Genomic DNA, 23,987 nt, shown 5'->3' with positions numbered 1-23,987 from the left:
CCGCGGATGTGCGTCAGAACTTCGGCGCCGGTGCCTGGCTCTCCACCATGCGGGCGGCCTCCTCGTGTGTCGCGACGGACGGCGGCGAGCCGGCCAACGGCCGGCGGGCCGTCTCCCGCATGCAGGCCACCGCGATCACACCGACGACGGAGGCGGCCATGACGTAGAAGGCGGGCATGAGCTCGTTCCCGGTCGCGGAGATCAGCGCGGTGATGACGAAGGGCGTGGTGCCGCCGAACACGGAGACCGCGACGTTGTAGCCGATGGACAGCGAGCCGTAGCGGACCTGGGTCGGGAACAGCGCCGGCAGCGTCGCGGACATGGTGCCGAGCAGGCACACCAGCGACAGTCCCAGCATCAGCATCGCAGCCGACACCGCCACCAGACTGCCCTGCCTGACCAGCCAGAACGCCGGGAGGGACAGCACGAGGAACCCCAGCATGCCGGCCATCAGCAGGGGCTTCCGGCCGAACCTGTCGCTCCACCGGCCCACGTGGTTGACGAGCAGCATCAGCACCACCATGGTGCCGATCAGGATGAGCAGGCCGTGGGTGTCGGAGTAGCCCATCTCGTCCGACAGGTACGTCGGCATGTACGACAGCAGCATGTAGTCGGCGATGTTGTACGCGCCGACGAGGCAGACGCACAGGACGAGCGTCGGCCAGTAGTCACGGAAGATCTTCGCGACGTCCCCGGTGCCGGTCGTCTCGACCGTGGACGCGGCGTCGGAGGCCCGGTGCGGGGAGCCGTCCTCCAGCTTCCGGAAGGCGGGCGTCTCGTCCAGCCGGAGCCGCAGATACAGACCGATCAGCCCGATGGGACCGGCCACCAGGAACGGCACCCGCCAGCCCCACTGCTCCATGGCGCCGCTGTCCAGCACCGAGGTCAGGATCGTCACCAGCCCGGCCGCGCCGACGTATCCGGCGAGGGTTCCCAGCTCGAGGAAGCTGCCGTAGAAACCGCGGCGTCGATCGGGCGCGTACTCGGCGATGAAGGTGGAGGCGCCGCCGTACTCGCCGCCGGTGGAGAACCCCTGGACGAGCCGGAAGAAGATCAGCAGGACCGGGGACCAGAAGCCGATGGTGGCGTACGAGGGGAGCAGGCCGATCGCGAAGGTGCCGAGCGCCATCAGGATCATCGTCAGGGCGAGGACCTGCTTACGGCCGATCCTGTCACCCATCGGGCCGAAGACCACGCCGCCGAGGGGGCGTACGAAGAAGGCCACCGCGAAGGTCGCGAACGACGACAGCAGCTGCACGGTGCCGTTCCCGGACGGGAAGAAGACATGGCCGATGGTGACCGCGAGATAGCTGTAGATCCCGAAGTCGAACCACTCCATGGCGTTGCCGAGCGAGGCCGCCTTCACCGCCCTTTTGACGGCCGCCTCGTCGGTGACGGTGATGTCGGTGCGTCGCAGGGGCGGGTTCCTGCGCCGCCGGACCGCTCTGAACAGGACGCGGTGACGCCTGACCGCCCCCGGGTCCTCCTCGGCGGTGAGGAGACCGGACTCGCTGTCGGTCATGAGCACGCTCCTTTCGGCCCGGCACGGATTGCCGCAAGATCGTCTGCTCGCCGATGGCTCCCGCAAACCGGGTGAGAGGTCGAAGACGGTCACGGCGCCGGACGGAGTACCCAGGCCGAGCGGGCGGGATCCCTTTTCATGATCCGGTTACCGCTGAGCCGGGCGTGGAAGGCCGCTCACGCCCCGTCATATTACTGAAACGTAACCTTCATGGCGCTACCACGGGTAACACCCCCGCAGGTACCGTCCTGACACTTCGTCTAAGAGCGGCACGGGGCGCGGACACGGTGGGACGACCGTGGCCTCGCGCTGTCGGCCCCTCCCCCACCGGCCTGGCCCCACCAGGCCGTCAGCCGACCGAGCCGCAGGTCGAGGCTCGGCCTCCCCGACCCCGGAGGTCCGTCATGCCCGGATCCGCCCGCATACTGGCCGTCGCCGTCACGACGGCCGCATGCCTCGGCGGCACGGCGCTCCCCGCGAGCGCGGTGCCGCAGACCGACACAGTGGTCTCCCGAGGTGTCACGATCCCGGAGTTCTACAACCCGCCCGCCACCCTGCCCGCCGCCGACGGCGCCCTGGTGCGCAGCGAGCCGCTCCCGCTGGCGCTGAGCCTGCCGGGCGTCGGCGGGCCGCTGCCCGGCGCCGCCACCCGCCTGATGTACAAGTCCACCGACTCCGACGGCGAACCGATGGCGGTCACCGGCGCCTACATCGAACCCACCGCCGCCTGGCACGGCCCCGGCGACCGGCCCCTGGTCGCGGTGGCGCCCGGCACCATGGGCCAGGGCGACCAGTGCTCCGCATCCCTCGGCCTGGAACACCCCCTGACCCTCAACGGCCAAACGGTGTCCATCGGTTACGAGGACCTGGCGATCTACCGGCTCCTGGCCAAGGGCATCGCCGTCGTCGTCACCGACTACGCGGGACTGGGCACGACGGACCGGCTGCACACCTACGTCAACCGGGTGGACGAGGGCCACGCGGTGCTCGACGCCGTCCGTGCCGCGCGCTCGCTCAGCGGTACGTCGCTCACGCCCGCCTCACGCGTGGGCCTGTTCGGATACAGCCAAGGCGGCGGCGCCACCGCGTCCGCCGCCGAACTCCAGCCCGCCTACGCTCCCGAGATCACCCTCTCCGGGACCTACGCGGGCGCCCCGCCGGCCGACCTGGTGGAGGTCACCAAGGCGATCGACGGCAGCGAGCTGGCGGGTGCCCTGGGCTGGTCGGTCAACGGGTTCCTGGAGTCCGACCCCGCCCTGAAGCCGATCGCCGACGCCCACCTCAACGCGGCGGGCAAGGCGGCACTCAAGGATCTGTCGACCATGTGCGTGGGCGACGCGCTCTTCTCCTACGGCGGCGCGCACAGCACCAGTTGGACCACCGACGGCCGCACCATCAGCGACATCATCCGGTCCGAGCCCGCCCTGACGGACTTCCTGGACAAGCAGCGCATCGGCACGCTCGAGCCCGCCTCACCGGTACGGCTGGCCACCGGCACCAGCGACAACCTCGTCCCGCACGCACAGGCCCGTCGGCTCGCCGTCGACTGGTGCGCCAAGGGCGCCGACGTGACGTACAAGCCCGTCACCCTGCCGAGCCTGGGCAGCGCACTGATCAACCACTTCGCTCCGCTGCTCGCCGACCAGGGCGACGCCATCGCCTGGCTGGCCGACCGCTTCGACACCGAACCCGCCTCGTCCAACTGCTCCGCGCTGCCCGGCATGTCCTGACCGCAGCGGCGGGCCGACGGGCACACTCACCCGTCGGCCCGCCACAGCAGGGCTCCGGCGACTACGCGGCCAGGGTCTCGGTCTCCTGCGTCATCCCCCCACGGCCGGCGCGGTACTGCTCCATGAGCAGGTCCGCCGTGGTCAAGGCCTGCTCCACGGTGCGGGAGGCGGTCATCACGCACAACGTGTAGGTCACGTCCTCCAGGACGCGGCTGCTGCGGCCGGTAGGACGCACGTCGTGCTCGATCCGCGCCTGGGCGAACTGGGCCAGCACCGCACGCAGTTCCTTCTCCGCCGGCACCATCATGGCGATTCCCCTCTTCAGCACAGCACAGCTCGCGCGTGGGCAGAGGCCACCGCGAGGATCCAGAATTCATCGGTGACGTCCTCGTCACCGGGCGACGCCGAGCGGCGTCGGATACACCCCCAAGTGCCCCGCCGTGCGGGATACATACCTTCACAGGCCAAACATCCGCCGCATGGCGCAACGATGGGCACGGACATCACACCGCGGCCCCGAGGCGATCGAAGCACTCGGGGCCGCGTCTGCGCGTTGTCGGAGTGAAGGGCGGTCGCCTACGCGGCGAAAGGCAATGCAGGGCTTCAGCCGGACGATCTTCCCTGCATGCGATAGGTGAGGCCCGGGGACACTGTCCCCTCCACTCCCACGCCGGTCATAACGCACCCACCCGGCCGGGCATTCCCGCCCGCGGGCCCGCGCTCACCCGCGGGAGCCGTCCGCGTCGTCGCCGCCGCCCGTGCGCCGGCCGTCGCGCTGGTGGCCACGGCGCGCGTCACGGTCGAAGATGCCCAGGATCTCGCACGGGCCGCTGTCGGCACCGATCGCGTGCGGCAGCATCGTCGGGAATTCGGCGGCCTGGTCGGCCTCGACGCGGTAGCGGCGGTTGCCCAGCAGCAGGATCGCGGTGCCGGACAGGACGACGAGCCATTCGCGGCCCGGGTGCGCGCGCATGCGGGCGGGATTGTCCGGCGGCGCCTCGGTGATGCGCTGACGCACGACGCTCATCCCGGGGTCGGCCTTGACGGACCAGCGCATCAGCCCGTGCGCGGCGTCGATCACGGGGCTGGTGACGACGTCGTCGGACGCGGTCTCCACCAGCTGGTCCAGCGACGTGTCCAGTGCGCGGGCGAGGGTGACCAGCTGGTCCAGCGCGAGGCGCCGCTGCCCGTTCTCGATGCGGGAGAGCGTCGACTGACTGACCTTGGCGCGGGTGGCCAGTTCCTCCAGGGACCAGCCCTGCGCCACCCGCAGGGCACGGATGCGTTTGCGTACGAGGCCGTCCAGATCGCCATCATTTTGCGCCATGCGCAAGATTGTATGCCGCATCGGCAAAGCGGAGCTAGCTTCGAGTGCACCGGCCCAGGCCGAGCCCCGTTCGAGAGGAATCCATTGAGTACGAACCAGCCCGCGCCCGCATCCGCACCCGCACCCGCACCCGCACCCGTCGACGGCGCCGAGCACGACGCGGGAGCGCCTGACGCCCGTCAGCTGCGCACCATCCTGATCGCGGTCTGCGTCGCGTTGATGGCGGTCATCGCCTCGGTGTCCGGGCTGAACGTCGCCCAGCCCGACCTGGCCGTCGAGTTCGGCGCCTCGCAGAGCACGATCCTGTGGATCATCAACGTCTACACACTCACGCTGGCCGCGCTGCTGCTGCCGCTCGGCGCCATCGGCGACCGCCTCGGCCGCAAGCCCATGCTGATCACCGGCCTGGCCGTCTTCGGCGTCGCCAGTGCGGTGGCCGGACTCGCCCCATCGGCAGGCGTCATGCTCTGCGCGCGCCTGCTCAGCGGCGTCGGCGCGGCGATGATCATGCCCATCACCCTCGCCGTGATCACGTCCACCTTCCCCGAGGAGGAGCGCGGCACGGCGATCGGCGTCTGGACCGGGGTCGCCGGAGGCGGCGGCATCCTGGGCATGTTCCTCTCGGCCGCCCTCGTGGACGTCGCCAGCTGGCGCTACCTGTTCATCCTGCCCGTCGTGCTGGTCGTCGTGGCACTCGCCATGGCTCTGCGCTCGGTGCCCAACTCTCGCGAGCACTCCGGGCATTCCTTCGACACCGTCGGAGCGCTGGCCTCCGTCCTGGCCGTGGTCGGCCTCATCCTCGCCCTCCAGGAGGGCCCCGAGCGTGGCTGGAGTGCCCCGGCCACCGTGATCGGCCTCGTCGTCGGCATCGTCGGCGCCGTCTGCTTCGTGGCCTGGGAACTGCGCCGCCAGGAAGCCTCCCTGCTGGACGTGCGTCTGTTCCGTGAGCGCGGACTGGCCGGCGGATCGATCACGCTGCTGGTCGTCTTCGGTGTCCAGGCCGGGATCTTCGTGGTCCTCTTCCCGTTCTTCCAGGCCGTCCTGGGCTGGTCGGGACTGCTGTCCACCCTGGCGCTGATGCCCATGGCCGTGGCGATGATGGCGTCCTCCGGGCTCGCCCCCAAGCTGGCCGCGCGCGTCAACGCCCGCACTGCCATGGCCGTGGGCATCGCGCTGGCGGGAGCCGGGCTGGCGCTGATGGCCCTCGTCGTCTCGGCCGACGGCGGATATCTGTCGATCCTGCCCGGCATGCTCGCCATGGGCACCGGTATGGGTCTGTCCATGACGCCGTCCACGGGGGCCATCACCGGCTCCCTGCCGCGTGAGCGCCAGGGTGTCGCCTCGGCCCTGAACGACGTGACCCGCGAGTTCGGTACCGCGCTCGGCGTCGCCCTGCTCGGGTCGCTGCTGTCCGCCGGGTACCGCGGTGCCATCGACGGCAGGCTCGACGGCATCCCCCGGCACACCGCGGACACCGCACGCGAAGGCGTCGCCAACGCCATCGAGGCGGCCCCCGGTGCCGGCTCCCACGCGCGGCAACTGGTGCGCGCCGCACAGCAGTCCTTCGTCGACGGCTGGCAGCAGGCCATGTGGGCGGGTGTGGCGGTCATGGGCGTCCTGTTCGTCTACGTCCTCCTGCGCGGCCCGGCGGACACCACCCCCGCGACCGAGGCCGGCACGGACAAGGAGGCCGCCGAGACGCTGTCGCCCCGGTGACGCCCGCACGCACGGTCCGGCCGGCCCGGGCATCGCCCGGACCGAGCCCGGCCGTGTCCAGCGCGCGGTTCCGGGAACGCGCCCGCCTCAGGTCCCCCGCTCCCGCAAACGCGCCCGCCTCAGGTCCCCCGCTCCCGCAAACGCGCCCGCCTCAGGTCCCCCGCTCCCGCAAACGCGCCCGCCTCAGGTCCCCCGCTCCCGCAAACGCGCCCGCCTCAGGTCTCCCGCTCCGGCGCGTACGCCTCGGCCGACAGCCCGAACGTCCAGGCCACCCCCGCCTTCGCCGTCCGGGTCGACGGCGGTACCCGCAGCCAGTACGTGCGCCGGGTTCCGTCCGGTTCCGGCGTGGAGTTGAGCACCTCCACCATCACCACGGGTTCGTCCTCGACCAGGTCGATCCGCCACAGGGTGCCCGTCTCGTCCTGGTGCACGGGACGGGCGCCCGAGTCGGCGAGATAGCGGTCGTAGCCGTAGTACTCGAGCATCACGCGCCGCAGTTCGGCGTTCTCCTCGGAGCGGATCCGCTCCGGTGTGAGCGTGCGCAGTTCGGCGAGGAAGGCCGCCGGTACCGGCATACCGCGCCAGGCGTGCAGGGCGAAGCCGTCGGGGTAGGCGAGCGCCGGGCCGTCGCCGTTGTCCAGCCGTCCGGCCTCGTCGCGGTGCAGCTCCACGGGCCGCTCCGACAGGACCGCGACGCGGGCATAGGGCCACCACCAGCCCGCACTGCGGCACACCTGGGTCAGTGCCCCGAGCGGACCGTCGTCGGCCGCGAACGCGGCGAGCCACGGCGCGTCGTGCTGTCCGAGCACGGCGTCCAGGAGGAGCAGGCGGACCTCCGCGGCCTCCTTGCCCGTGTCCCGGCCCGCCAGTTCCTCGATGACGCCGGTGCGGATCCGGTCCACGAGCGCCTGGACGGACTCCCACAGCCCTCCCCCGGTCGCCGACCAGTGCGCGGACCAGCCCGCGGCCCCCAACTCGGCGTGCAGCCTGCGTCTTTCACCTGCCCATGGCGCGCTGCGGACCACGTCCCGCACGCTCGGCCCGCGGTCCGCCAGTTCGCGGATCAGGGTGACGGCCGCCGACGGCGAGCCCACCCACACCACACGCTCCGGTTCCGCGAGCCCCGCCAGCCGGTAGGCCCTCCGGACGCCCTCCTCGGCGGCCGTGCGATCGGCGGGACCGGTCGCGCACGCCCACGCGCGCCACGGCCCCGGCTCGCCGGAGGAGCCACTCTCCACCACGGCCGCCTCGACGTCTGTCACGCTCATCTGCCCCTCCACCCGTCGCAGTTCAGTCCGCCACGATCCGTACGGAACCCGGCACGTACTCACGCTGCCGGATCGCCCGGAACCACCCCTTGGGCAGCGCGATCACCGCGTGCTCCTCGTGCACCACCCGGCCGCCCTGGGGAAGGTGCAGCAGGAACGGCCCCAACGGTCCCGCCTCCCGCACCAACTCCCCCGGCCCGACGACCGCGTGGGCATGCCCCGTCACCTCGCCCAGCGCCAGCACCAACCGGCCCCGCCCGTCGCGCCGCTCCCTCGGGGCGTGCGCCACGTGCGCCGGCACCGCCCCCTCCGCGACCGGCACGATCAGCACGTCTCCCTGTCGGTACATGGCTGTCCCCTCACCGCCGGGTGCACCACGCACCGGCCTCATGACCACGACCGTAGGGGCCCCCACTGACAACGCCCCGAATCCCGCCCCGCCGAGGGCTGTTGTCAGTGGCTGTTGGTAGAACTGCGGACATCACAGACCGCACACTCTTTCTCCTCGGGAGCAGCCGCATGACCATCGGTGACCACCTCCACGCGCTGTATCGGCTGCCCGCGCACACGTTCCCGGGACCGGACGGGCGGACGGACGGCCTGCCCGAACCGGACGCCGTCGCCTGGCGGATCACCAGCGACGTGTACGACGCCAACGAGGAGTGGCCGGACGCGTTCGCCCGCTTCTGCGCCGCCGTCGACACCACGCGGGTGCGGGCCCTGATCGTCGGCGCCTGGCAGGAGGCCTACGACACCGACCCGTCCTCGGTCGTCGAGGCCCTGCTCGCCGCCCGGGACCGTTTCCCCGCCCTGCGCGCGCTGTTCCTCGGCGACATGGTGATGGAGGAGTGCGAGATCTCCTGGATCAACCAGACCGACGTCACCCCGCTCCTCGCCGGTTTCCCCGCCCTGGAGGAGTTCGGCGTGCGCGGCGGGTCGGGGCTGGGCTTCACCGCGCTGAGCCACGGCGCCCTGCGCAAACTCGTCGTGGAGACCGGCGGGTTGCCCGTCGAGGTGGTCCGCGGCATCGGCGCGAGTGACCTGCCCGCCCTGGAGCACCTCGACCTGTGGCTCGGCACGCCCGACTACGGCGGCGACAGCGAGGCCGCCGACCTGGAGCCGATCCTGTCGGGCGCGCGGCTGCCGCGACTGCGTCATCTGGCCCTGCGCAACAGTGAGATGCAGGACGCGGTGGCCGCGGCCGTCGCAGCCGCCCCGGTCGTGGACCGCCTCGAGGTGCTCGACCTGTCCATGGGCGTCCTGACCGACGAGGGCGCCGCAGCGCTCCTGAGCGGCCAGCCCCTCACCCATCTGAAGAAGCTCGACCTGCACCACCACTACCTCAGCAAGCCCGTCGAGGACCGCGTGCGGCAGACCCTGGAGCCCGCGGGCGTGGAGGTCGACCTCGACCGCGACGACGCGGAGGAGGACACGGAGGACGACGGCACGGTCTGGCGCTACGTCGCCGTGGGCGAGTGAGCACATCCCCCATGGCTCGACCGGTCCTTCCCGGCGGGCCGCGGTTCGCCGTGGTCGGCAACCCGGAGAACCGCCGGGTGTCGCTCTTCGCGGACGCGGTGCGCGCGGCCGGCCTGCCCGGCCCGCGCGTCGTCGCCTGGACGGACGTCCTGCGCGGCAGGGGAGCCGACTTCGCCCCCGACGAGATCGTGCGGATCGACTCCCCGGGCGAGAATCCCGAGGTCGACCGGATGCTGCGGGACGCACCGGAACCCACCCGGGTCGAGGGTTCGGCCCGCTGGTACTCCGGGTTCACCGCCGCGCTGCGCACCCTGCGCGGCGGCATCCGCCTCGACGACCCCGGCGATCTCGCCGTGCTCTTCGACAAACGCGCCTGCCACGCCGTGCTCGACGCGGCGGGTGTCCCGGTGCCCGCCTCGCCCACCTCGGGCTCCGGCGGCGCACCGGTGCGCGGCTGGGACGACGTACGGACGCTGATGCGCGAGCACCGCATGCCGCGGCTGTTCGTCAAGCCCGCCCACGGGTCGTCGGCGTCGGGAGTCCTGGCCGTCGAGACGGGCGGCGGCGGCCGGATCAGGGCCACCACATCCGTCGAACTCGCCGCGGACGGCGGCCTCCACAACTCCCTCAGAGTGCGCCGCTACGACAGCGAGCGGGACATCGCCGTCATCGTCGACGCGCTCGCGCCCGACGGCCTGCACCTCGAACGCTGGGTGCCCAAGGCATCCCAGCAGGGCCGGGCCGCCGACCTGCGCGTGGTCGTCGTGGCCGGCCGCGCCACCCACGCCGTGGTCCGCACCAGCCGTACGCCCCTGACCAACCTCCACCTCGGCGGCAGCCGCGGCGACCTCGCCGCCGCCCGCGAGGCCGTGGCGGCGGGTGCCCGCTGGTCCGACGTGCTGGAGGTGTGCGAGCGCGCCGCGTCCTGCTTCCCGCGGACCCTGTGCGTCGGCGTGGACCTGCTGCCGGCCGTCGGCTGGCGCAGGGCCTTCGTCGGCGAGGTCAACGCCTTCGGCGACCTGCTGCCCCGTCTGACCGGCCTGCCCGGCAGCGGCGCGGAAGGCCAGGACACCTACGCCGCGCAGGTGGCGGCCGCCCTTCGCGCGGCCGCCCGGCCCGGCCCGCTTCACCCGTACAGAACAGGAACTCCCCATGTCTGAACCCGACATGAACGAGGTCGTCGGCCACCACGACATCCTTCTGGTCACCCTCGACACGCTGCGCCACGACGTGGCCGTCGAGCTGGCGGCCGCCGGGCGCATCCCGAACCTCGCCCGCCATCTCCCCGGCGGCCGCTGGGAGAAGCGCCACGCGCCCGGCAGCTTCACCTACGCGTCGCACCAGGCGATCTTCGCGGGTTTCCTTCCCACCCCGGCCGAACCCGGGCCGCGCCCACGGCTGTTCGCGGCGAGCTTCGCCGGCAGCGAGACCACCGCCGACGGCACATTCGTCTACGACACCCCGGAGTTCGTCTCCGGGCTCGCCAGCGCGGGCTACCGCACCGTCTGCATCGGCGGCGTCGGCTTCTTCAACAAGCAGGGCACGCTCGGCAGCGTGCTGCCCGGTCTCTTCCAAGAGGCGCACTGGGAGCGGGAGTTCGGCGTCACCTCGCCGCACTCCTTCGAGAACCAGGTCGCCCGTGCCGAGAAGGTGGTGAGCGAACTCCCGGCCGAGCAAAGGCTGTTCCTGTTCGTGAACGTCGCCGCCCTGCACCAGCCCAACTGGTTCCACCTGCCCGGCGCGACCCGCGAGGCCGGCGACACCCGCGAGACGCACGCCGCCGCCCTGGAGTACGTCGACCGGCACATCGGCCGCCTCTTCGCCGCCGCGAGCTCCCGGCGCCGCTGCTTCGCGATCGTCTGCTCCGACCACGGCACCGCATACGGCGACGACGGCTACACCGGTCACCGCCTCGGCCACGAGTCCGTGTGGACCGTGCCGTACGCCCACTTCTTCCTCGACCCCGCCGAGGCCGTCCGATGACCACCGCCCAGCTCACCAGCCCGTACCAGCACTACGTGTACGCCTACCCGCACAAGACGGCCTACCGCCGGCTGCCCGACCGGCCCGCGCTGCGGTCCCTGTGGGCGGCGGAGGACAAGAGCGCCCTCTCCCTCTACCTGCACATACCGTTCTGCGAGGTCCGTTGCGGCTTCTGCAACCTCTTCACCCGCATCGGCGCCCCCGACGGCCTGACCGGCGCCTACCTCGACGCCCTTGAGCGGCAGGCGGACGCCGTACGCGAGGCGCTCGGGGACGCGGACCACGTGCGGTTCGCCACCGCCGCGTTCGGCGGCGGCACCCCCACCTTCCTCACCGCGTCCGAGCTGGAACGCCTCTGCGACATCGCGGAGTTCCGCATGGGCGCCGACCTCCGTGCGGTCCCGCTGTCCGTAGAAGCCTCGCCCGCCACGGCCACCGCCGAACGCCTCGCGGTGCTGGCCGGGCGCGGCACCACCCGGCTCAGCCTCGGCGTCCAGAGCTTCGTCGACACCGAGGCCAGGGCCGCCGTACGCCCACAGCGCCGCGCCGACGTCGAGGCCGCACTCGCCCGGATCCGGGACGCCGCCATCCCTGTCCTCAACATCGACCTGATCTACGGCATCGACGGGCAGACCGAGCAGACCTGGCTCCGCTCCCTCGACGCGGCCCTCGCCTGGCAGCCCGAGGAGCTCTACCTCTACCCGCTCTACGTCCGGCCCCTGACCGGCCTCGACCGCCACCGCACCGCTCCCGGCCCCGACCCGGCCTGGGACGCCCGGCGGCTGCGCCTGTACCGCGCGGGCCGCGACCACCTGCTCGCCCGGGGCTACACCCAGCAGTCGATGCGGATGTTCCGCCGGGCCGGCGCCCCGCAGCAGGGCGCCGACGACTACGCCTGCCAGACCGACGGCATGATCGGCCTGGGCTGCGGCGCCCGCTCGTACACGGCCGCACTGCACTACTCCTTCGACTACGCGGTCGGCATGCACGAGATCCGCGGCATCATCGACGACTACGTCGCCACGGCCGACTTCGCGCACGCCGAGGTCGGCTACCGCATGGACGCGCACGAGGCACGCCGCCGCCACCTGCTCCAGTCCCTCCTCCAGGCCGAGGGGCTGCCCGTCGAGGACTACCGTGCCCGCTTCGATGCCGGGCCCTTCGACGACTTCGGCTCGGAACTCCTGCTCCTGGCCGAGCGCGGCTGGCTGACCGACGCCACCTCCACGCACCTGCGACTCACCCCGGAGGGACTCGCCCACTCCGACGCCGTCGGACCCGAGCTGTTCTCCCCCGCCGTCCGGGCCGCCATGGCCGCCTACGAGAGGAAGTGACCGGCCCGCCATGGATCTGACCGTCCTCTATCGCGGCCCGCTCGCCTCCTGCGACTACGACTGCCCGTACTGCCCGTTCGCCAAGCGGCGCGACACGACCGCCCAACTCCGCGCCGACCGCGCCGCCTTGGAGCGCTTCGCGCACTGGGCCACACACAGCGAGGACCAGCTCTCCCTGCTCTTCACGCCGTGGGGCGAGGGCCTCGTCCGGTCCTGGTACCGGCGCACCCTCACGGAACTGTCGCACCTGCCGCACATCCGCCGGGTCGCCATCCAGACCAACCTCAGCTGCCGCACCGACTGGCTCACCGAGGCCGACCTCGACACCCTCGCCCTGTGGTGCACCTACCACCCGGGCCAGACCCCCTACGACCGCTTCCTCGCCAAGTGCCGCGACCTGGCCGAGCGCGAAGTCCGCTTCAGCGTCGGCGTCGTAGGACTGCCCGAACACCTGGAGGCGGCTCGACGGCTACGCGCCGATCTGCCCGGACACGTCTACCTGTGGGTCAACGCCGCCGAGGGCCACACCTACCGGGACGGCGAGGCCGGCGAGTGGACCGCGCTCGATCCCCTCTTCCCGTACAGCCGTCACCCGCACGCGAGCGCCGGCCTGCCCTGCCGCACCGGCGAGTCCGTGATCTCGGTCGACGGCGACGGCACGGTCCGCCGCTGCCACTTCGTCCGCGCCGAACTCGGGAACCTGTACGACGGCTCGTACCGCGCCGCCCTGCTCCCCCGCCGGTGCCCGCTGGCGGTCTGCGACTGCCACATCGGATACGTCCACCTGGAGACCCTGCCGCTGTACGACGTCTTCGCGGGCGGCGTCCTGGAGCGCATCCCCGCCCGGCCCGACGCAGTCCTGGCAGGATGACGGCATGGAACATGTGCTTGGAATCGGCGGGTACTTCCTGCGGGCCGCCGACCCCGCCGCCCTGAGCAAGTGGTACCGCGACTGCCTGGGCCTGGACGCCGACGACAACGGCCTGTGGCGCCAGGACGCCGGTCCGACCGTGTTCGCCGCCTTCGAGTCCGAGACCGACTACTTCGGCTCCCGCGCCCAGCAGACGATGCTCAACTTCCGCGTCCGCGACCTGGACGCGATGCTCGCGCAACTCCGGTCCAAGGGCGCGGACGTCGCCGAGGAGACGCAGGAGATGGACGGCGTCGGGCGATTCGGCTGGGTCACCGACCCGGAGGGCAACCGGATCGAGCTGTGGCAGCCCGTCTGACCACATGCCGCGAGGGGAGGGGCGCCGCAGCTCGTGCTGCGGCGCCCCTCCCCTCGACAGCGGTACTTCACAGCGTGGCGGTCGTCGACTCCCCGGACGCGCTGCCCGTGAGCCACTGGTCCCAGCTCAGGTTGAACGAGGCGAAGCCGTTGTCGGCAGGGGCCTTGGCGCGGGGCGAGCCGGTGATGGTGATGGGGTCGCCCTGCTTGACCTGGCCGTAGAACCACTTGGCGTCCGGCATGGACAGGTGGACGCAGCCGTGCGAGCCGCGGGCGCTGCCGCTGCCCGGGTTCGGGTCACCCGTCGAGTAGTGCACGTACGTGCCGGACTGGGTGAGGTGGACGTCCCAGGGAAGCGTCAGGTCGTAGTAGTTGGGGCTGCCCTTGTCGCAGCTGATGCCGACGCTGCAGGAGGTCATGTGGACCTTCTTCTGCTTGTCGATGACGGCCATGGTGCCGTTCCACGTCGGGTACTCGGCGCTGCCCGCGTTGATCGAGAGGGTGCGCACGGCCTGGCCGTTGCGGGTCACCTTCATGGTGTGGCCGGTCACCGAGACGTCCGCGCGCACGTCGTCGCCGACCTTGAAGGTGTGCGTGTAGGCGTGCACGCCGTAGCGGCCGTTGCCGTTGCTGACGTCCTTCATGTCGGCGTCGATCTTCACCGTCGTACCGGTGGGCCAGTACGTCTTCGGGCGCCAGTCGGCCCGCCGGTCGCCGAACCAGTGCCAGGCACCGGCCACCGGCTGCGAGGCGCTGACCTTCAGGTGCTTCTCGACGGTGGCGCGCGCCTTGGCCGCGACCGGGTTCGTGAAGATCACCGATATCGGCATGGCCACGCCGACCGTGGTCCCCGTCTGCGGGGTTATCGTCTCCAGCAGCATCGGCGGGCCCTTGGGCTTCGTCGGAGACGGCGAGGCGCTCGCGCTCGGCTTCCCCGCCGCCTTTGCGTCGTCCCCGCTCGCCTTGTCACTGCCGCCACCGCAGGCACTCGTACCCACCAGCATCGCGACCGTGACCAGTGCGATCCCTATGCCGCCCTTGCGCCCTCGCACGCCTTGCCCCACTCTCTTGCTTGCTCTCCAGCCCGGATGAACCCTGCTTACCGTCAGAGTGCACCAACGTGGATGGCAGTTTCCCGAAGTGCGTAAAGCATGCGTCAAAAATCAGACAGTGCCCGACCCGGGGCAACGGGTCACGCCGGCCCCTCCGGTCGCCACCCCCACGCGGTGAGCATGCCGGCCGACAGCGCCGCGCATTCGTCCGAATCCAGATAGCGGACCGCCTCGTCGACGGCCGCGTCGTCGACCAGGCCGGTGGCGAGCATCGCCGCCCGGCTCCGCTCCCAGGTGTCCGCCCAGAAGCGGCTGATGGGACTGCCCGGCAGAAGGGGCGGTACATGGATCTCCGCGGCGACGGACGCGAGCCCTGCCCCGTACAGCAGTTGCGGGTACGACAGCGCCGAGGTGGCGTCGGTGCCGATCGTGTCGCGCAGCCCCTGCCACATCGCCCGCATCGCCGCGGTGTACGGCGTGGTGGGCGTACGGTCGCTGGTCAGGTCGACCGCGTCACTGATCACCAGCACCCCGCCGGGCGCGACGAGTTCGGACAGGGCCGTGATCAGTCGTTCGCGCTCGGACAGGTGCATCAGCACGAAGCGCGCGTGGACCAGCCGGAATTGCCCCTGGACGAAGTCCGGGGCGGTGATGTCGGCCTCCAGCACGTCGAGCCGTGGCGTGGGCCGCCTGGCGAGGAAACGAACGTCGCGGTCCACGGCGAGCACGCTCCCGGCACCAGCCTCGTCCAGCAGCCGTCGCGCGATCGTGCCCGTGCCGGCGCCCACCTCGAGGCAGCGCCAACCCGGCCCGACGCCCAGCGCCCGCAGCCGCGCCCAGGTGACGTCGTCGTAGGCGAGGGCGCCGTAGTCGATGCGTTCACCCTCTCCCGCCCGTTCAGGGCGGAAGACGGATTCGCCGTAACGGCCGCCGCCCGGCGCGTTCCCGCGCGGGGCCGGGGTCACGCCGGTTCCATCAGTTCCATGGCCGGATCTGTTCAGACGCTTCCACCACCACCCGTACCGATGAGCCGGCCGACGAAGTCGATGGTGGCGCCGCCGAATCCGAGGAGGCCGCTGCCCATCGCACCGCCAACGGGGGCGGTGCCGCCCGGGGTCGGGGTGATCTCCCGTACGGCGGAAGGGCGGGACGCGGCCGCGGCGGCCGGGCCGACCGTGGTGACGACGGCGGTGACGGCGACGATGGCAGCGGCTGCCGCCCGGGCCAGGGGCTTGAGGTCCATGGTCAGTCTCCTCGAGGAAGCACCGGAATGATGAGCTCTGTGAGGATAGATCCCGATTTCGGCGCATTCTCGGCAACGCGCCCGCACGACCGCACGCCGGTCGCCAGTCGCCGGTCGCCGGGGCGAACTCCGCTCAGATGCCGTTCTCCGCAGCAGGCGGTCCCGGGAGATCGTCGAGGAAGTCCGCCGTGGGGACGTGGAAGAGGGAGCCCGTGAGCGGGGTGGAGAAGTCCAGGATCCGATCGTGCGCGGCGTCCTGCGTGCCCAGGAACATTCGCTCCAGCATCGTCTCCGTGACCGCGGGAGTGCGGGCGTAGCCGATGAAGTAGGTGCCGAACTCGCCTCTGCCCACGGTGCCGAAGGGCATGTTGTCGCGGAGGATCTCGCGTTCCGTGCCGTCGGGTTCGGTGATGCTGGTGAGGGCGACGTGCGAGTCGGCCGGCTTGACGCCGTCGTCGAGCTCGATGTCGTTCAGTTTCCGCCGGCCGATGACGCGCTCCTGCGTTTCGACCGGGAGCGCGTTCCACGCCTCGAGGTCGTGCACGTACTTCTGCACGATGACATAGCTGCCACCGGCGAACTCCGGATCCTCGTCCCCGATCAGGACGGCGGCGCTCGCGGAAGCGCCGGTGGGATTCTCCGTACCGTCGACGAAACCGAGCAGATCGCGTTTGTCGAGGTACTGGAAGCCGTGCACCTCGTCGCGCACGGTCACCGCCCTGCCGAGCCGGGCCATGATCTCCGTGGCGAGCGCGAAGCACAGGTCCAGGCGTGCGGCGCGAATGTGGAAGAGCAGGTCGCCGGGTGTCGACACGGCACGGTGCACCGGGCCGTTCAGCTCGCGGAAGGGGTGCAGTTCCGCGGGGCGGGGCCCGGCGAACAGCCGGTCCCATGCCTGTGAGCCGATACCGGTGACACAGCTGAGCCTGCCTTCGGGCTCCGCAGGGAAGCCCACGGCCCGCTGCAGGGAGGTCACGTCGGACAGCACGTCCCGGGTGACCGTTTCCCCGCCGGGTTCGATGGTGGCGACGAGGAAGATCGACGCGCTGGTGAGAGGGGACAGAACCATCTGCGGCGTCGGTGCCGACGTGTCTTCGGCCATGCGTCCTGCCCTTCCCGATCATCGTCTGCGCTCGATGCCGACTCTAGGAGTCGGCGCCCGGCGCCGCAGCCCGGTTGGTGACGAGCGGCCGCGGGACGCGTCCGGACCCGGCCGACGGTGCGTGACGCAGCATCAGAGCCCGGGCGGTGAAAGCGGCGGTCCGAAGATCTTGTCGAAGACGGGAAGGACCGCCCGCAGCGCCTCACGGTCCTCGGGGGTCAGCGCGGCCATCCGCTCCGCCAGCAGGCCGTTCCGCCTCGCCCGCACGTCCTCGACGAGCTGCCGGCCCGTGGCCGTGATCTCCACGGTGCTGCCCTTGCGGGCGGGCCCGGACCGGCTGACCCAGCCCGCCGACTCCATGCGGTTGACGAGTTGCGTCATGGTCGGCGGCTGCACCCCTTCGGCGTGGGCGAGCTGCCCGACAGTCATCGCACCGCCGCTGAGCAGACTCAGCGCGGACCCCTGCGCGGTGGTGACGGGCAGGTCGGCCGCGTCGCGGCGGACCGCCTGACCGATCCGCAGCAGCCGTTTGCGCGTCTCGTCCGTCAGCTCGTCCATCCCTCAGCAGTCCCCATCGATCGGTGTTTTATAGTTAGGCTACCTATAAAACCTGGGGATGGCATGGCGATACGCGAACACAGCAGCCGCAAGGTCGTGCTCCTGGCGATGTGCCTGGGGCTCATGCTGAGCATGTTCAACTCGACGATGGTGAACGTGGCCCTGCCCGACCTGGGCGCCTCGCTCCACGCCTCGGACACGTCCCTGCAGTGGGTCGCCACGCTCTACACACTGACGTACGCCGCCGCCCTGCTTCTCGGTGGAGCACTCGGAGACCGGTGGGGGCGCCGCACCGCATTCCTGCTCGGCGTCCTCGTCTTCAGCGCCGGGTCCCTGTTGTGCACCGTGGCACCGGACATGGGCCTGCTGCTGGGCGCCAGAGCCGTGCAGGCGCTGGGGGCGGCGATCATGCTCCCGCAGACTCTGTCCATCCTGGTCCACGAGTTCACCGAGCCACGCGAGCGTGCCCGCGCCGTGGGCGCCTGGGCCGGTGTGGCCAGCCTGGGCCTCGCGGCCGGTCCGGTGGTCGGCGGCGCGCTGCTCAGCTTCACGAACTGGCGCGCCGCCTTCGCCCTCACGATGCTGCTCGGGGCGGTCACCTACCTGCTCGGCCGCAGATCGGTCCCGGTGGAGCGGCACGGGCGGCCCGACGGGCACCGGACCCTGGACGTGGCCGGCTCGGCCGGCGCCGCGATCACCCTCGCCGCACTGGTCTTCGCGCTCAGCGAGGGCGAGAACGCCGGCTGGTCCTCCGTACGGGTGCTCGGCACCCTTGCTCTCTCCGCCCTGGCCCTGGCCGGCTTCATAGCCACGCAGCTGAACAAGGGCCGCAACGGCCGCAACCCCTTGATGCCGATGGGCGTCTGGCGAAGCCGCCCGTTCATCGCCGCCAATCTCGGCGGCTTCGCCTACTTCGCGGTCTTCTTCGGGGTGCTGTTCTTCTACAGCCTCGATCTTCAGGACGAGCGCGGCTGTTCGGTCCTGGCCGCCGGGTTCGCCTTCCTGCCCATGACCCTCGTCATGGCTCTGGTCGCCCCGGTCACCGGCAGGCTCATGGTCCGGTACGGCGCCGCTCCCGTGATGATCTCCGGGCTGCTGGTCACCGCTGCCGGATCACTGCTGCTGGCGGCCGCCTCCCATGCCTCGCTCGCGGGTATCGAGTGGCGCCTCGGGCTCGTCGGCGTCGGGTGCGGACTGCTCAGCTCCTCGATCAGCAATCTGGCGGTCTCCAGCGTGCCCGACCGGCTGAGCAACTCCGCCTCCGCCGTGCAGAACACCTTCCGGCAGATCGGCAGCACGCTCGGCGTGGCGGTCCTCGGGATCATCGTCCGCGGCAGCGGCTCAGGATTCGCCGTCGGCCTTCAGGAGGGCATGACCGCCATCGGTGCCTTCCTCGGCGTATGCGCGCTCGTGGCGCTCCTGCTCGTCCGCGGCTCCTCGGGGACACTGCGCACGCGCGGCGCCTGACCGCAGCCGCTACGGCGCCCCCGAACGGCCCGCGCCGGGTCACCTCCGCGACAGACGTGACCCGGCACGAGGTGTCACCCAGTGCTCTGGCTCCCGGGAACCGTGTCCTCGAAGGTGGTGCCCGCGGAGCGGTATGCGTTGATCTTGGCCGTGACCTGGGCCGGGGGCAGGACCTGGTCCTTGACGTGCAGCACGTAGTCGATCTGTTCGTCGTAGGAACGAACCGTGGTGCCGGTCTGGCCGGCGAGGTCGATCAGCCACTGGTTGAAGTTGATCGACATGGGCCGCTCGGGCAGGTCGGCGGCGTCGTGGGTGCCGAAGAGCTCACCGTCGATGTAGTACTTGATGGTGCTGTTGTCGATGGTCAGCAGCAGATCGTGCCAGCCGGCGTAGCTCTGCCGGGACTCGGTGTGCTGGTTGACCGCCTGCCACGGGTCCGGGTCGTAGGTCTCCCACGACGTCGTGTAGAGGATGTTGGACGGCTCGCCCCAGCCGCCGTTGGGCAGGTACTCGAAGTCGTACTCCGAGTAGTCGTCGGCCATCGGGGCCGTGAGGTCGTTGATGGTGAAGAACGTCTGGACGAGGTGGTCGCCGTCGGGCCCGGAGACCGGCGCGTCGGAGAAGTTGACCCGCGCGGCGTAGGTGCCGTTCTTGAACTTCATCGCCTTGGTCACCACTTCGGTCTGCTTGGTGCTCTCCGCGGTGCCGGCGGTCGACGTGCGCAGGTTCATCACGGAGTTGCCTCCCGTGCCGGCGAACGTGACGTTCTCCGGGGACCAGGTGGCACCGGGCACGCCGGGCCCGCCCGAGTTGGAGCGGACGTTCCAGCCGTTCGCCGAGATCTTCGGGTCGCTGGAGTTCGCGTAGTTGAAGTCGTCGAACAGGCTCTGTCCGCCGGCCGGGGGGTCGGTGGGCGGATCGGTCGGCGGGTCGGTCGGGTCGTTGCCCTCGGGCGCCACGCCCCACACGGTGCTGCCCGCCACCTGGGCGGTGACCTTCGACCAGTCCGCGTACGACGTCTGGGAGGCCCCGAAGGAGTAGTCGTCGCTCTGCTTGAGCGGCTGCCAGTCCGAGCGGTAGAACCGCAGCTGCATGTCTCCGGTGTCGGCGCCGGGTGCGAGCGTGCCCGCGCCCGAGGTGAATCCGATGTCCAGGTAACGGTCGGCGGTGGCGGTGGGGTTGGCCGGCGTGCCGAAGGTGCCGGTGATGTTGGCGCAGCCCTTGACCGCCCAGGAGCAGGCGAAGCGGTAACCGGCGCTGCCCGAGTCGGACTTGAAGTAGTAGCGCACCTTCACACTCGAGAGCTGCACGCTTGCGGCGCCGGTGTTCCTGACCTTGATCCAGGGCTCGGACTGGTCCGCCGTGGCGCCGGTGGCGCTGGTGCGGTACTGGACCGTCACGGGTTCACCGGCCGCCCCGGCCGTGCCGGTCAGGGCGGCGAGTCCGCCGGTGGCGGTGGCCATCGCCACGGCCGCGGCAGCGGCGACGCGCCATCTGCTGGAGGTGGTGTGGGGGTTCATCCTGTTCCTTCCGGAAGGGGTCGGGCTGACGGGTTGTGGTGCTGCTCAGGGGTGGCGGCCGACCTTGAGGGCGTCGAGGCGCGCGGTGTGCCCGCGCAGGCGGGCGGCGAAGTCGGCCCATGTGCTCGGGCCGCTCCAGCTGCCGTCGGCCAGCGCGCACAGGCGGGGATAGGTGAGGTATTCGATGCGGTCGGGTGTGGCGGCGTACTCGGTCCACAACTGGGCCTGGGTGCCCAGGACATGGGCGGCCGCCTCCGGGGCGGCGCCCTCGGGCACGGGGTCGTAGCCATGGACGTCCCGCAGCCCTACGACGCCTCCCGGCTGACCCGCCGGTTCGTCGCCGGCGTCGCTCTGCGCATAGTCGAAGTAGGTCGCGCGGTGATACGAGTTGATCACCTCGTGGCCGCGACCGGCGGCGGCGAGGGCGTGCGCGGGGTCGCGCCACGCCATCACCGTGAATCCGTCCGGCAGTTCGGTGCCGGTCTCGGCCCACCCGACGGGCTGCCGCCCGTTGCGGAACAGGAACGCGCCGACCTGGCCGAGGAACCATCGGTGCAGGTGTGCGCTGCTGCTCAGCCCGGTTTCCCGGAGGCGGGCCGACGCGGCCGGACTGCCGGCCCATTCGGTCAGGGGGCATTCGTCCCCGCCGAGGTGGATGTACGGCGAGGGGAAGACGTCCACGACCTCTTCCAGCACGGTGCGGCAGAAGTCGAACACCTCGTCGTGGAGCCCGAGGATGGTGTCGCACACGCCCCACCTGGTCCACACGTCGAGGACGCGGTCGGGGTGGTTGCCCAGGTGCGGGTAGGCGGCCAGGGCGGCCCGCGTGTGGCCGGGCATCTCGATCTCGGGCAGGACGGTGATGCCGCGCGCGGCGGCGTGACTCACCAGTCGGGCAAGGTCTGTTCGTGTGTAGGCGCCGCCGTGCGGCACTCCGTCGAAGCGGTCCCCGGTCGGGCCGGTCATCGACTGGAGGCGACGGCCTCCGATCTCGGTGAGCTTGGGAAGGGCGGCGACGGGCATGCGCCAGCCCTGGTCGTCCGTCAGGTGCAGATGGAAGACATTGATCTTGTGCAGCGCCAGGAGGTCGACGTAGCGCAGCAGATACCGCAGGGGCTGGAAGTGCCGGGCCACGTCGAGCATGGCTCCGCGCCAGGGCCGGTGAGGAAGGTCCGTGATCTCCGCGCAGGGCAGCGCCCAGCTCACGCCGTGCCGGGGTGTGGTCGACAAGGCTTCCACGGGCAGGAGTTGGCGGATGGTCTGCACGCCGCGCAGCAGCCCGGTGACGTCCCCGGCGCGCAGCAGGACGGAGTCCCGGCCGATCGTCAGCCCGTATCCCTCGCCGCCCAGCCCGGTCAGCGCGGAGTCGACGGCGAGCACGAAGGCGCCGTCGGCGGCGGGCTTCAGCGGCAGCCCGGTGGCGGGTGCCAAGGTGGTGCGCAGCAGGTCGGCGGCCGGTTCGGCGCCCTTGCCGACCCGTAGACAGGTGTCTGCGGTGAAGGTGAAGTGGCCTGACTTGAAGCGGGACTTGGTGGGCCTGGGCACAAGGGTGTGCTGCGGCGGAGGTGTGAACACAGCCGTCTCCGAAGGTCGCGTGTGTGAACGGGCGCGGGAGGGTCAGCCTTTGACGGCGCCGACGGCGAAGCCGGAGGTCACATGGCGCTGGAGGAGCAGGAACACGACGAGCGCGGGCAGCGCGAAGAGGGTGGAGGCGGCCATGGTGGCGCCCCAGTCCGTGCCGAAGACGTTCTGGAAGGAGGACAGCCAGACCGGCAGCGTGCGGCTGTCCTGGTGCTTGATGATCAGGAAGTTGGCGTAGGCGAACTCGTTCCAGGCGGTGACGTAGCCGAACAGGGAGGTGGCCATCAGGCCCGGGGCGAGCAGCGGGAAGGTGATGTGGCGGAAGGCGCGCATCCGTGTGCAGCCGTCGACCTGTGCCGCCTCCTCCAGCTCCTGCGGGATGGCGGCGATGAATCCGCGCAGCACCACGATGGTGAACGGCAGGGTCATCATGAAGTAGACCAGCGTCAGGGTGGGCAGCCGGTCGAGCATGCCGGTGTCCCGGGAGATGATGTAGACGGGGATGATCAGCGCCTCCCACGGCGCCATCTGCGCGACGAAGACCATCAGCATGAACTGGCGCCTGCCGCGCCAGCGCATCCGCGCCACCGCGAAGGACGCGCCGAGTGCCACGATCAGGGCGAGCAGGACGGCACTTGCGGTCACGAGGATGCTGTTGCGCCAGAACAGCGCGAATCCGTCGGCGTCGACGGCGGTCCGGAAGTGCTCCAACGTCCAGGTGTGCGGCAGGAATTGGGGGTTGTCGGACTGGATGTCCCGGTTGGGCTTGAACGCCGTGGTGATCATCCAGTAGACGGGGAAGAGGCAGAGCGCGATCGTCACGGTGGCGGCCGCGTGCAGGGGGACGCGGCGCAGACGGGGTCGTAGCGTGCTCACAGGGCCTCGCCCTCCTGGCGGAACATCTGGCGGAAGTAGAGGACGAGGACGCCGGCCATCATCAGAACGGTGACCATCGAGGCCGCGGAGCCCAGGTCGTAGCGCTGGCTGGACAGGGCGGTCTGGACGGCGTAGACGGGCAGGATGGTGGTGGCGTCCCCCGGCCCGCCGTTGGTCATCACCCAGATCTGCACGAACGCCTTGAAGGTCCAGATGACTTCGAGCGAGAGGACCAGCATGAAGATCGGCCGGATCATGGGAAACGTGACGGCGCGGAAGATGCGGCCGGCCGAGGCGCCGTCGATGCGCGCCGACTCGTACAGCTCCGCGGGGACGGTGGTCAGGGACGAGTACAGGGTGATGGCCGCGAAGGGCACCGACTGCCAGACGATCAGCAGGACCAGGATCGTGAAGGCGGCCGGGCCGTGCGCGAACCAGGGGTAGCGGTCGAACGAGGTGAAACCCAGCTGCTTCAGCGACCAGTTGACGATGCCGAACTCCGAGTGGAACAGCCACTGGAAGACCGTGGTGGCGGCGATGACCGGCATGGCCCAGGCCAGGACGAGTGCGCTGAGCAGGGCCAGCCGCCATATGCGGCCGAGCCGTTCGATGAGCAGGGCGACCAGCGTGGCGAGCAGCATGATGAGGACGACGTTGACCGCCATGAACAGGAAGGTGCGGCGCACGACCTGCCAGAACCGCTCGTCGGTCAGGAGCGTCTCGTAGTTGCGCAGTCCCACGAATCGGGCGTGGCCGAGGATGAGTTGACGCAGCTGGAAGTCCTGCAGCGATATCAGGACGGCGCGGGCCAGGGGGTAGGCGAGCAGGTACAGCATGCCCAGGACCGTGGGCGCGGCGAGCAGGTAGGGCCATGCTCCCGCGCCGTGCCGCTGCCGCACGCTCGTGTGGTCCGGCCGGGCGGGGTGCGGCGAGGGCCGGCGGAGCCGGGTTCGGGCGGGCGCCGAGGTGGGTTCCCGGGTGACCGACACGGCGACGTCTCC

23 protein-coding genes are annotated in these 23,987 nt (G+C 71.1%); 9 read left to right on the top strand and 14 right to left on the bottom strand.

The features are described from left to right. Positions 1-13 precede the first annotated feature (13 nt). A complete protein-coding gene (locus ACIBN2_RS33490) occupies positions 14-1,522 on the bottom strand; it encodes an MFS transporter (protein WP_399140082.1) in 1,509 nt (502 codons plus the stop codon). Between the two features lie 404 nt (positions 1,523-1,926). Here ACIBN2_RS33490 and ACIBN2_RS33485 point away from each other — a divergent pair, with 404 nt between their 5' ends. Further along, positions 1,927-3,252 carry an alpha/beta fold hydrolase gene (locus tag ACIBN2_RS33485; RefSeq protein WP_399140080.1) on the top strand — a complete coding sequence of 442 codons (1,326 nt, stop codon included), beginning with the start codon at positions 1,927-1,929 and terminating at the stop codon, positions 3,250-3,252. Between the two features lie 61 nt (positions 3,253-3,313). Here the strand turns inward: ACIBN2_RS33485 and ACIBN2_RS33480 are convergent, their stop codons facing one another. Continuing rightward, positions 3,314-3,559: a DUF5133 domain-containing protein gene (locus ACIBN2_RS33480; protein WP_399140078.1), complete on the bottom strand. Its 246-nt coding sequence runs from the start codon at positions 3,557-3,559 to the stop codon at positions 3,314-3,316. A gap of 414 nt (positions 3,560-3,973) precedes the next feature. Next, a complete protein-coding gene (locus ACIBN2_RS33475; protein WP_399140076.1) occupies positions 3,974-4,579 on the bottom strand; it encodes a helix-turn-helix domain-containing protein in 606 nt (201 codons plus the stop codon). Positions 4,580-4,663: 84 nt separating this feature from the next. Here ACIBN2_RS33475 and ACIBN2_RS33470 point away from each other — a divergent pair, with 84 nt between their 5' ends. Continuing rightward, the gene (locus ACIBN2_RS33470; RefSeq protein WP_399140074.1) at positions 4,664-6,295 is read left to right on the top strand and encodes an MFS transporter; all 1,632 of its coding nucleotides are present in this window, start codon (positions 4,664-4,666) and stop codon (positions 6,293-6,295) included. Positions 6,296-6,510: 215 nt separating this feature from the next. Here the strand turns inward: ACIBN2_RS33470 and ACIBN2_RS33465 are convergent, their stop codons facing one another. Both ACIBN2_RS33465 and ACIBN2_RS33460 read right to left on the bottom strand, forming a co-directional pair. After that, a complete protein-coding gene (locus tag ACIBN2_RS33465) occupies positions 6,511-7,563 on the bottom strand; it encodes a DUF6745 domain-containing protein (protein WP_399140072.1) in 1,053 nt (350 codons plus the stop codon). Between the two features lie 22 nt (positions 7,564-7,585). Continuing rightward, complete coding sequence (locus ACIBN2_RS33460; RefSeq protein ID WP_399140070.1) at positions 7,586-7,912, bottom strand: hypothetical protein; 327 nt, start codon at positions 7,910-7,912, stop codon at positions 7,586-7,588. Positions 7,913-8,082: 170 nt separating this feature from the next. Between ACIBN2_RS33460 and ACIBN2_RS33455 the strand changes: the two genes are divergently transcribed. Genes ACIBN2_RS33455 through ACIBN2_RS33430 form a run of 6 tightly spaced genes read left to right on the top strand, consistent with a single transcriptional unit; the run spans position 8,083 to position 13,588 of the window. Beyond that, entirely contained in the window at positions 8,083-9,042 is a 960-nt protein-coding gene (locus tag ACIBN2_RS33455) for an STM4015 family protein (protein WP_399140069.1), read from the top strand. Positions 9,043-9,053: 11 nt separating this feature from the next. After that, positions 9,054-10,202: an STM4014 family protein gene (locus ACIBN2_RS33450; protein WP_399140068.1), complete on the top strand. Its 1,149-nt coding sequence runs from the start codon at positions 9,054-9,056 to the stop codon at positions 10,200-10,202. Positions 10,203-10,209: 7 nt separating this feature from the next. Continuing rightward, a complete protein-coding gene (locus ACIBN2_RS33445) occupies positions 10,210-11,025 on the top strand; it encodes an STM4013/SEN3800 family hydrolase (RefSeq protein ID WP_399140251.1) in 816 nt (271 codons plus the stop codon). Further along, a complete protein-coding gene (locus tag ACIBN2_RS33440) occupies positions 11,022-12,359 on the top strand; it encodes an STM4012 family radical SAM protein (RefSeq protein ID WP_399140066.1) in 1,338 nt (445 codons plus the stop codon). Before ACIBN2_RS33445 ends, ACIBN2_RS33440 begins: the two co-directional genes overlap by 4 nt. A 10-nt stretch (positions 12,360-12,369) precedes the next feature. Beyond that, the gene (locus tag ACIBN2_RS33435; protein ID WP_399140064.1) at positions 12,370-13,230 is read left to right on the top strand and encodes an STM4011 family radical SAM protein; all 861 of its coding nucleotides are present in this window, start codon (positions 12,370-12,372) and stop codon (positions 13,228-13,230) included. A gap of 4 nt (positions 13,231-13,234) precedes the next feature. Continuing rightward, positions 13,235-13,588, top strand: a complete 354-nt coding sequence (locus ACIBN2_RS33430) for a VOC family protein (RefSeq protein WP_399140062.1) — start codon at positions 13,235-13,237, stop codon at positions 13,586-13,588. Positions 13,589-13,655: 67 nt separating this feature from the next. Here the strand turns inward: ACIBN2_RS33430 and ACIBN2_RS33425 are convergent, their stop codons facing one another. The 5 genes from ACIBN2_RS33425 to ACIBN2_RS33405 all read right to left on the bottom strand — a co-directional run bounded on the left by ACIBN2_RS33425 (position 13,656) and on the right by ACIBN2_RS33405 (position 17,542). After that, on the bottom strand, positions 13,656-14,591 hold the full coding sequence (locus tag ACIBN2_RS33425; RefSeq protein WP_399140250.1) for an Ig-like domain-containing protein: 936 nt from the start codon (positions 14,589-14,591) through the stop codon (positions 13,656-13,658). Positions 14,592-14,779: 188 nt separating this feature from the next. Then, positions 14,780-15,604, bottom strand: a complete 825-nt coding sequence (locus tag ACIBN2_RS33420; protein WP_399140060.1) for a class I SAM-dependent methyltransferase — start codon at positions 15,602-15,604, stop codon at positions 14,780-14,782. Positions 15,605-15,636: 32 nt separating this feature from the next. Beyond that, on the bottom strand, positions 15,637-15,882 hold the full coding sequence (locus tag ACIBN2_RS33415) for a hypothetical protein (RefSeq protein WP_399140059.1): 246 nt from the start codon (positions 15,880-15,882) through the stop codon (positions 15,637-15,639). Positions 15,883-16,015: 133 nt separating this feature from the next. Beyond that, positions 16,016-16,984, bottom strand: a complete 969-nt coding sequence (locus tag ACIBN2_RS33410) for a Dyp-type peroxidase (protein WP_399140057.1) — start codon at positions 16,982-16,984, stop codon at positions 16,016-16,018. Positions 16,985-17,116: 132 nt separating this feature from the next. Further along, on the bottom strand, positions 17,117-17,542 hold the full coding sequence (locus ACIBN2_RS33405) for a MarR family winged helix-turn-helix transcriptional regulator (RefSeq protein ID WP_399140056.1): 426 nt from the start codon (positions 17,540-17,542) through the stop codon (positions 17,117-17,119). A gap of 63 nt (positions 17,543-17,605) precedes the next feature. Between ACIBN2_RS33405 and ACIBN2_RS33400 the strand changes: the two genes are divergently transcribed. After that, entirely contained in the window at positions 17,606-19,009 is a 1,404-nt protein-coding gene (locus ACIBN2_RS33400) for an MFS transporter (RefSeq protein ID WP_399140054.1), read from the top strand. Positions 19,010-19,083: 74 nt separating this feature from the next. Here the strand turns inward: ACIBN2_RS33400 and ACIBN2_RS33395 are convergent, their stop codons facing one another. The 4 genes from ACIBN2_RS33395 to ACIBN2_RS33380 are packed head-to-tail and all read right to left on the bottom strand — an operon-like array spanning position 19,084 to position 23,975. Then, on the bottom strand, positions 19,084-20,529 hold the full coding sequence (locus tag ACIBN2_RS33395) for a cellulose binding domain-containing protein (protein ID WP_399140052.1): 1,446 nt from the start codon (positions 20,527-20,529) through the stop codon (positions 19,084-19,086). Between the two features lie 45 nt (positions 20,530-20,574). Continuing rightward, the gene (locus tag ACIBN2_RS33390; RefSeq protein WP_399140050.1) at positions 20,575-22,104 is read right to left on the bottom strand and encodes a beta-N-acetylhexosaminidase; all 1,530 of its coding nucleotides are present in this window, start codon (positions 22,102-22,104) and stop codon (positions 20,575-20,577) included. Positions 22,105-22,146: 42 nt separating this feature from the next. Further along, positions 22,147-22,986 (bottom strand): carbohydrate ABC transporter permease, encoded by an 840-nt coding sequence (locus ACIBN2_RS33385; protein WP_399140048.1) that lies wholly within the window; start codon positions 22,984-22,986, stop codon positions 22,147-22,149. Beyond that, positions 22,983-23,975: a carbohydrate ABC transporter permease gene (locus tag ACIBN2_RS33380; protein ID WP_399140046.1), complete on the bottom strand. Its 993-nt coding sequence runs from the start codon at positions 23,973-23,975 to the stop codon at positions 22,983-22,985. The genes ACIBN2_RS33385 and ACIBN2_RS33380 overlap by 4 nt, the downstream gene beginning before the upstream one ends. Between the last annotated feature and the right edge of the window lie 12 nt (positions 23,976-23,987).

The organism is Streptomyces sp. NPDC050534, assembly GCF_044457745.1.
Lineage (GTDB): Bacteria > Actinomycetota > Actinomycetes > Streptomycetales > Streptomycetaceae > Streptomyces.
This window is presented reverse-complemented; position numbering and strand designations above follow the sequence as displayed.

Excerpts from the sequence above, each read along its gene's own strand:
- ACIBN2_RS33460 (WP_399140070.1), bottom strand. The coding sequence starts at position 7,912 with ATGTACCGACAGGGAGACGTGCTGATCGTGCCGGTCGCGGAGGGGGCG.
- ACIBN2_RS33410 (WP_399140057.1), bottom strand. The coding sequence starts at position 16,984 with ATGGCCGAAGACACGTCGGCACCGACGCCGCAGATGGTTCTGTCCCCT.
- ACIBN2_RS33465 (WP_399140072.1), bottom strand. The coding sequence starts at position 7,563 with ATGAGCGTGACAGACGTCGAGGCGGCCGTGGTGGAGAGTGGCTCCTCC.
- ACIBN2_RS33445 (WP_399140251.1), top strand. The coding sequence starts at position 10,210 with ATGAACGAGGTCGTCGGCCACCACGACATCCTTCTGGTCACCCTCGAC.
- ACIBN2_RS33485 (WP_399140080.1), top strand. The coding sequence starts at position 1,927 with ATGCCCGGATCCGCCCGCATACTGGCCGTCGCCGTCACGACGGCCGCA.
- ACIBN2_RS33430 (WP_399140062.1), top strand. The coding sequence starts at position 13,235 with ATGGAACATGTGCTTGGAATCGGCGGGTACTTCCTGCGGGCCGCCGAC.
- ACIBN2_RS33490 (WP_399140082.1), bottom strand. The coding sequence starts at position 1,522 with ATGACCGACAGCGAGTCCGGTCTCCTCACCGCCGAGGAGGACCCGGGG.
- ACIBN2_RS33425 (WP_399140250.1), bottom strand. The coding sequence starts at position 14,591 with ATGCTGGTGGGTACGAGTGCCTGCGGTGGCGGCAGTGACAAGGCGAGC.
- ACIBN2_RS33435 (WP_399140064.1), top strand. The coding sequence starts at position 12,370 with ATGGATCTGACCGTCCTCTATCGCGGCCCGCTCGCCTCCTGCGACTAC.
- ACIBN2_RS33395 (WP_399140052.1), bottom strand. The coding sequence starts at position 20,529 with ATGAACCCCCACACCACCTCCAGCAGATGGCGCGTCGCCGCTGCCGCG.
- ACIBN2_RS33480 (WP_399140078.1), bottom strand. The coding sequence starts at position 3,559 with ATGATGGTGCCGGCGGAGAAGGAACTGCGTGCGGTGCTGGCCCAGTTC.
- ACIBN2_RS33415 (WP_399140059.1), bottom strand. The coding sequence starts at position 15,882 with ATGGACCTCAAGCCCCTGGCCCGGGCGGCAGCCGCTGCCATCGTCGCC.
- ACIBN2_RS33455 (WP_399140069.1), top strand. The coding sequence starts at position 8,083 with ATGACCATCGGTGACCACCTCCACGCGCTGTATCGGCTGCCCGCGCAC.
- ACIBN2_RS33405 (WP_399140056.1), bottom strand. The coding sequence starts at position 17,542 with ATGGACGAGCTGACGGACGAGACGCGCAAACGGCTGCTGCGGATCGGT.
- ACIBN2_RS33440 (WP_399140066.1), top strand. The coding sequence starts at position 11,022 with ATGACCACCGCCCAGCTCACCAGCCCGTACCAGCACTACGTGTACGCC.
- ACIBN2_RS33400 (WP_399140054.1), top strand. The coding sequence starts at position 17,606 with ATGGCGATACGCGAACACAGCAGCCGCAAGGTCGTGCTCCTGGCGATG.
- ACIBN2_RS33450 (WP_399140068.1), top strand. The coding sequence starts at position 9,054 with ATGGCTCGACCGGTCCTTCCCGGCGGGCCGCGGTTCGCCGTGGTCGGC.
- ACIBN2_RS33475 (WP_399140076.1), bottom strand. The coding sequence starts at position 4,579 with ATGGCGCAAAATGATGGCGATCTGGACGGCCTCGTACGCAAACGCATC.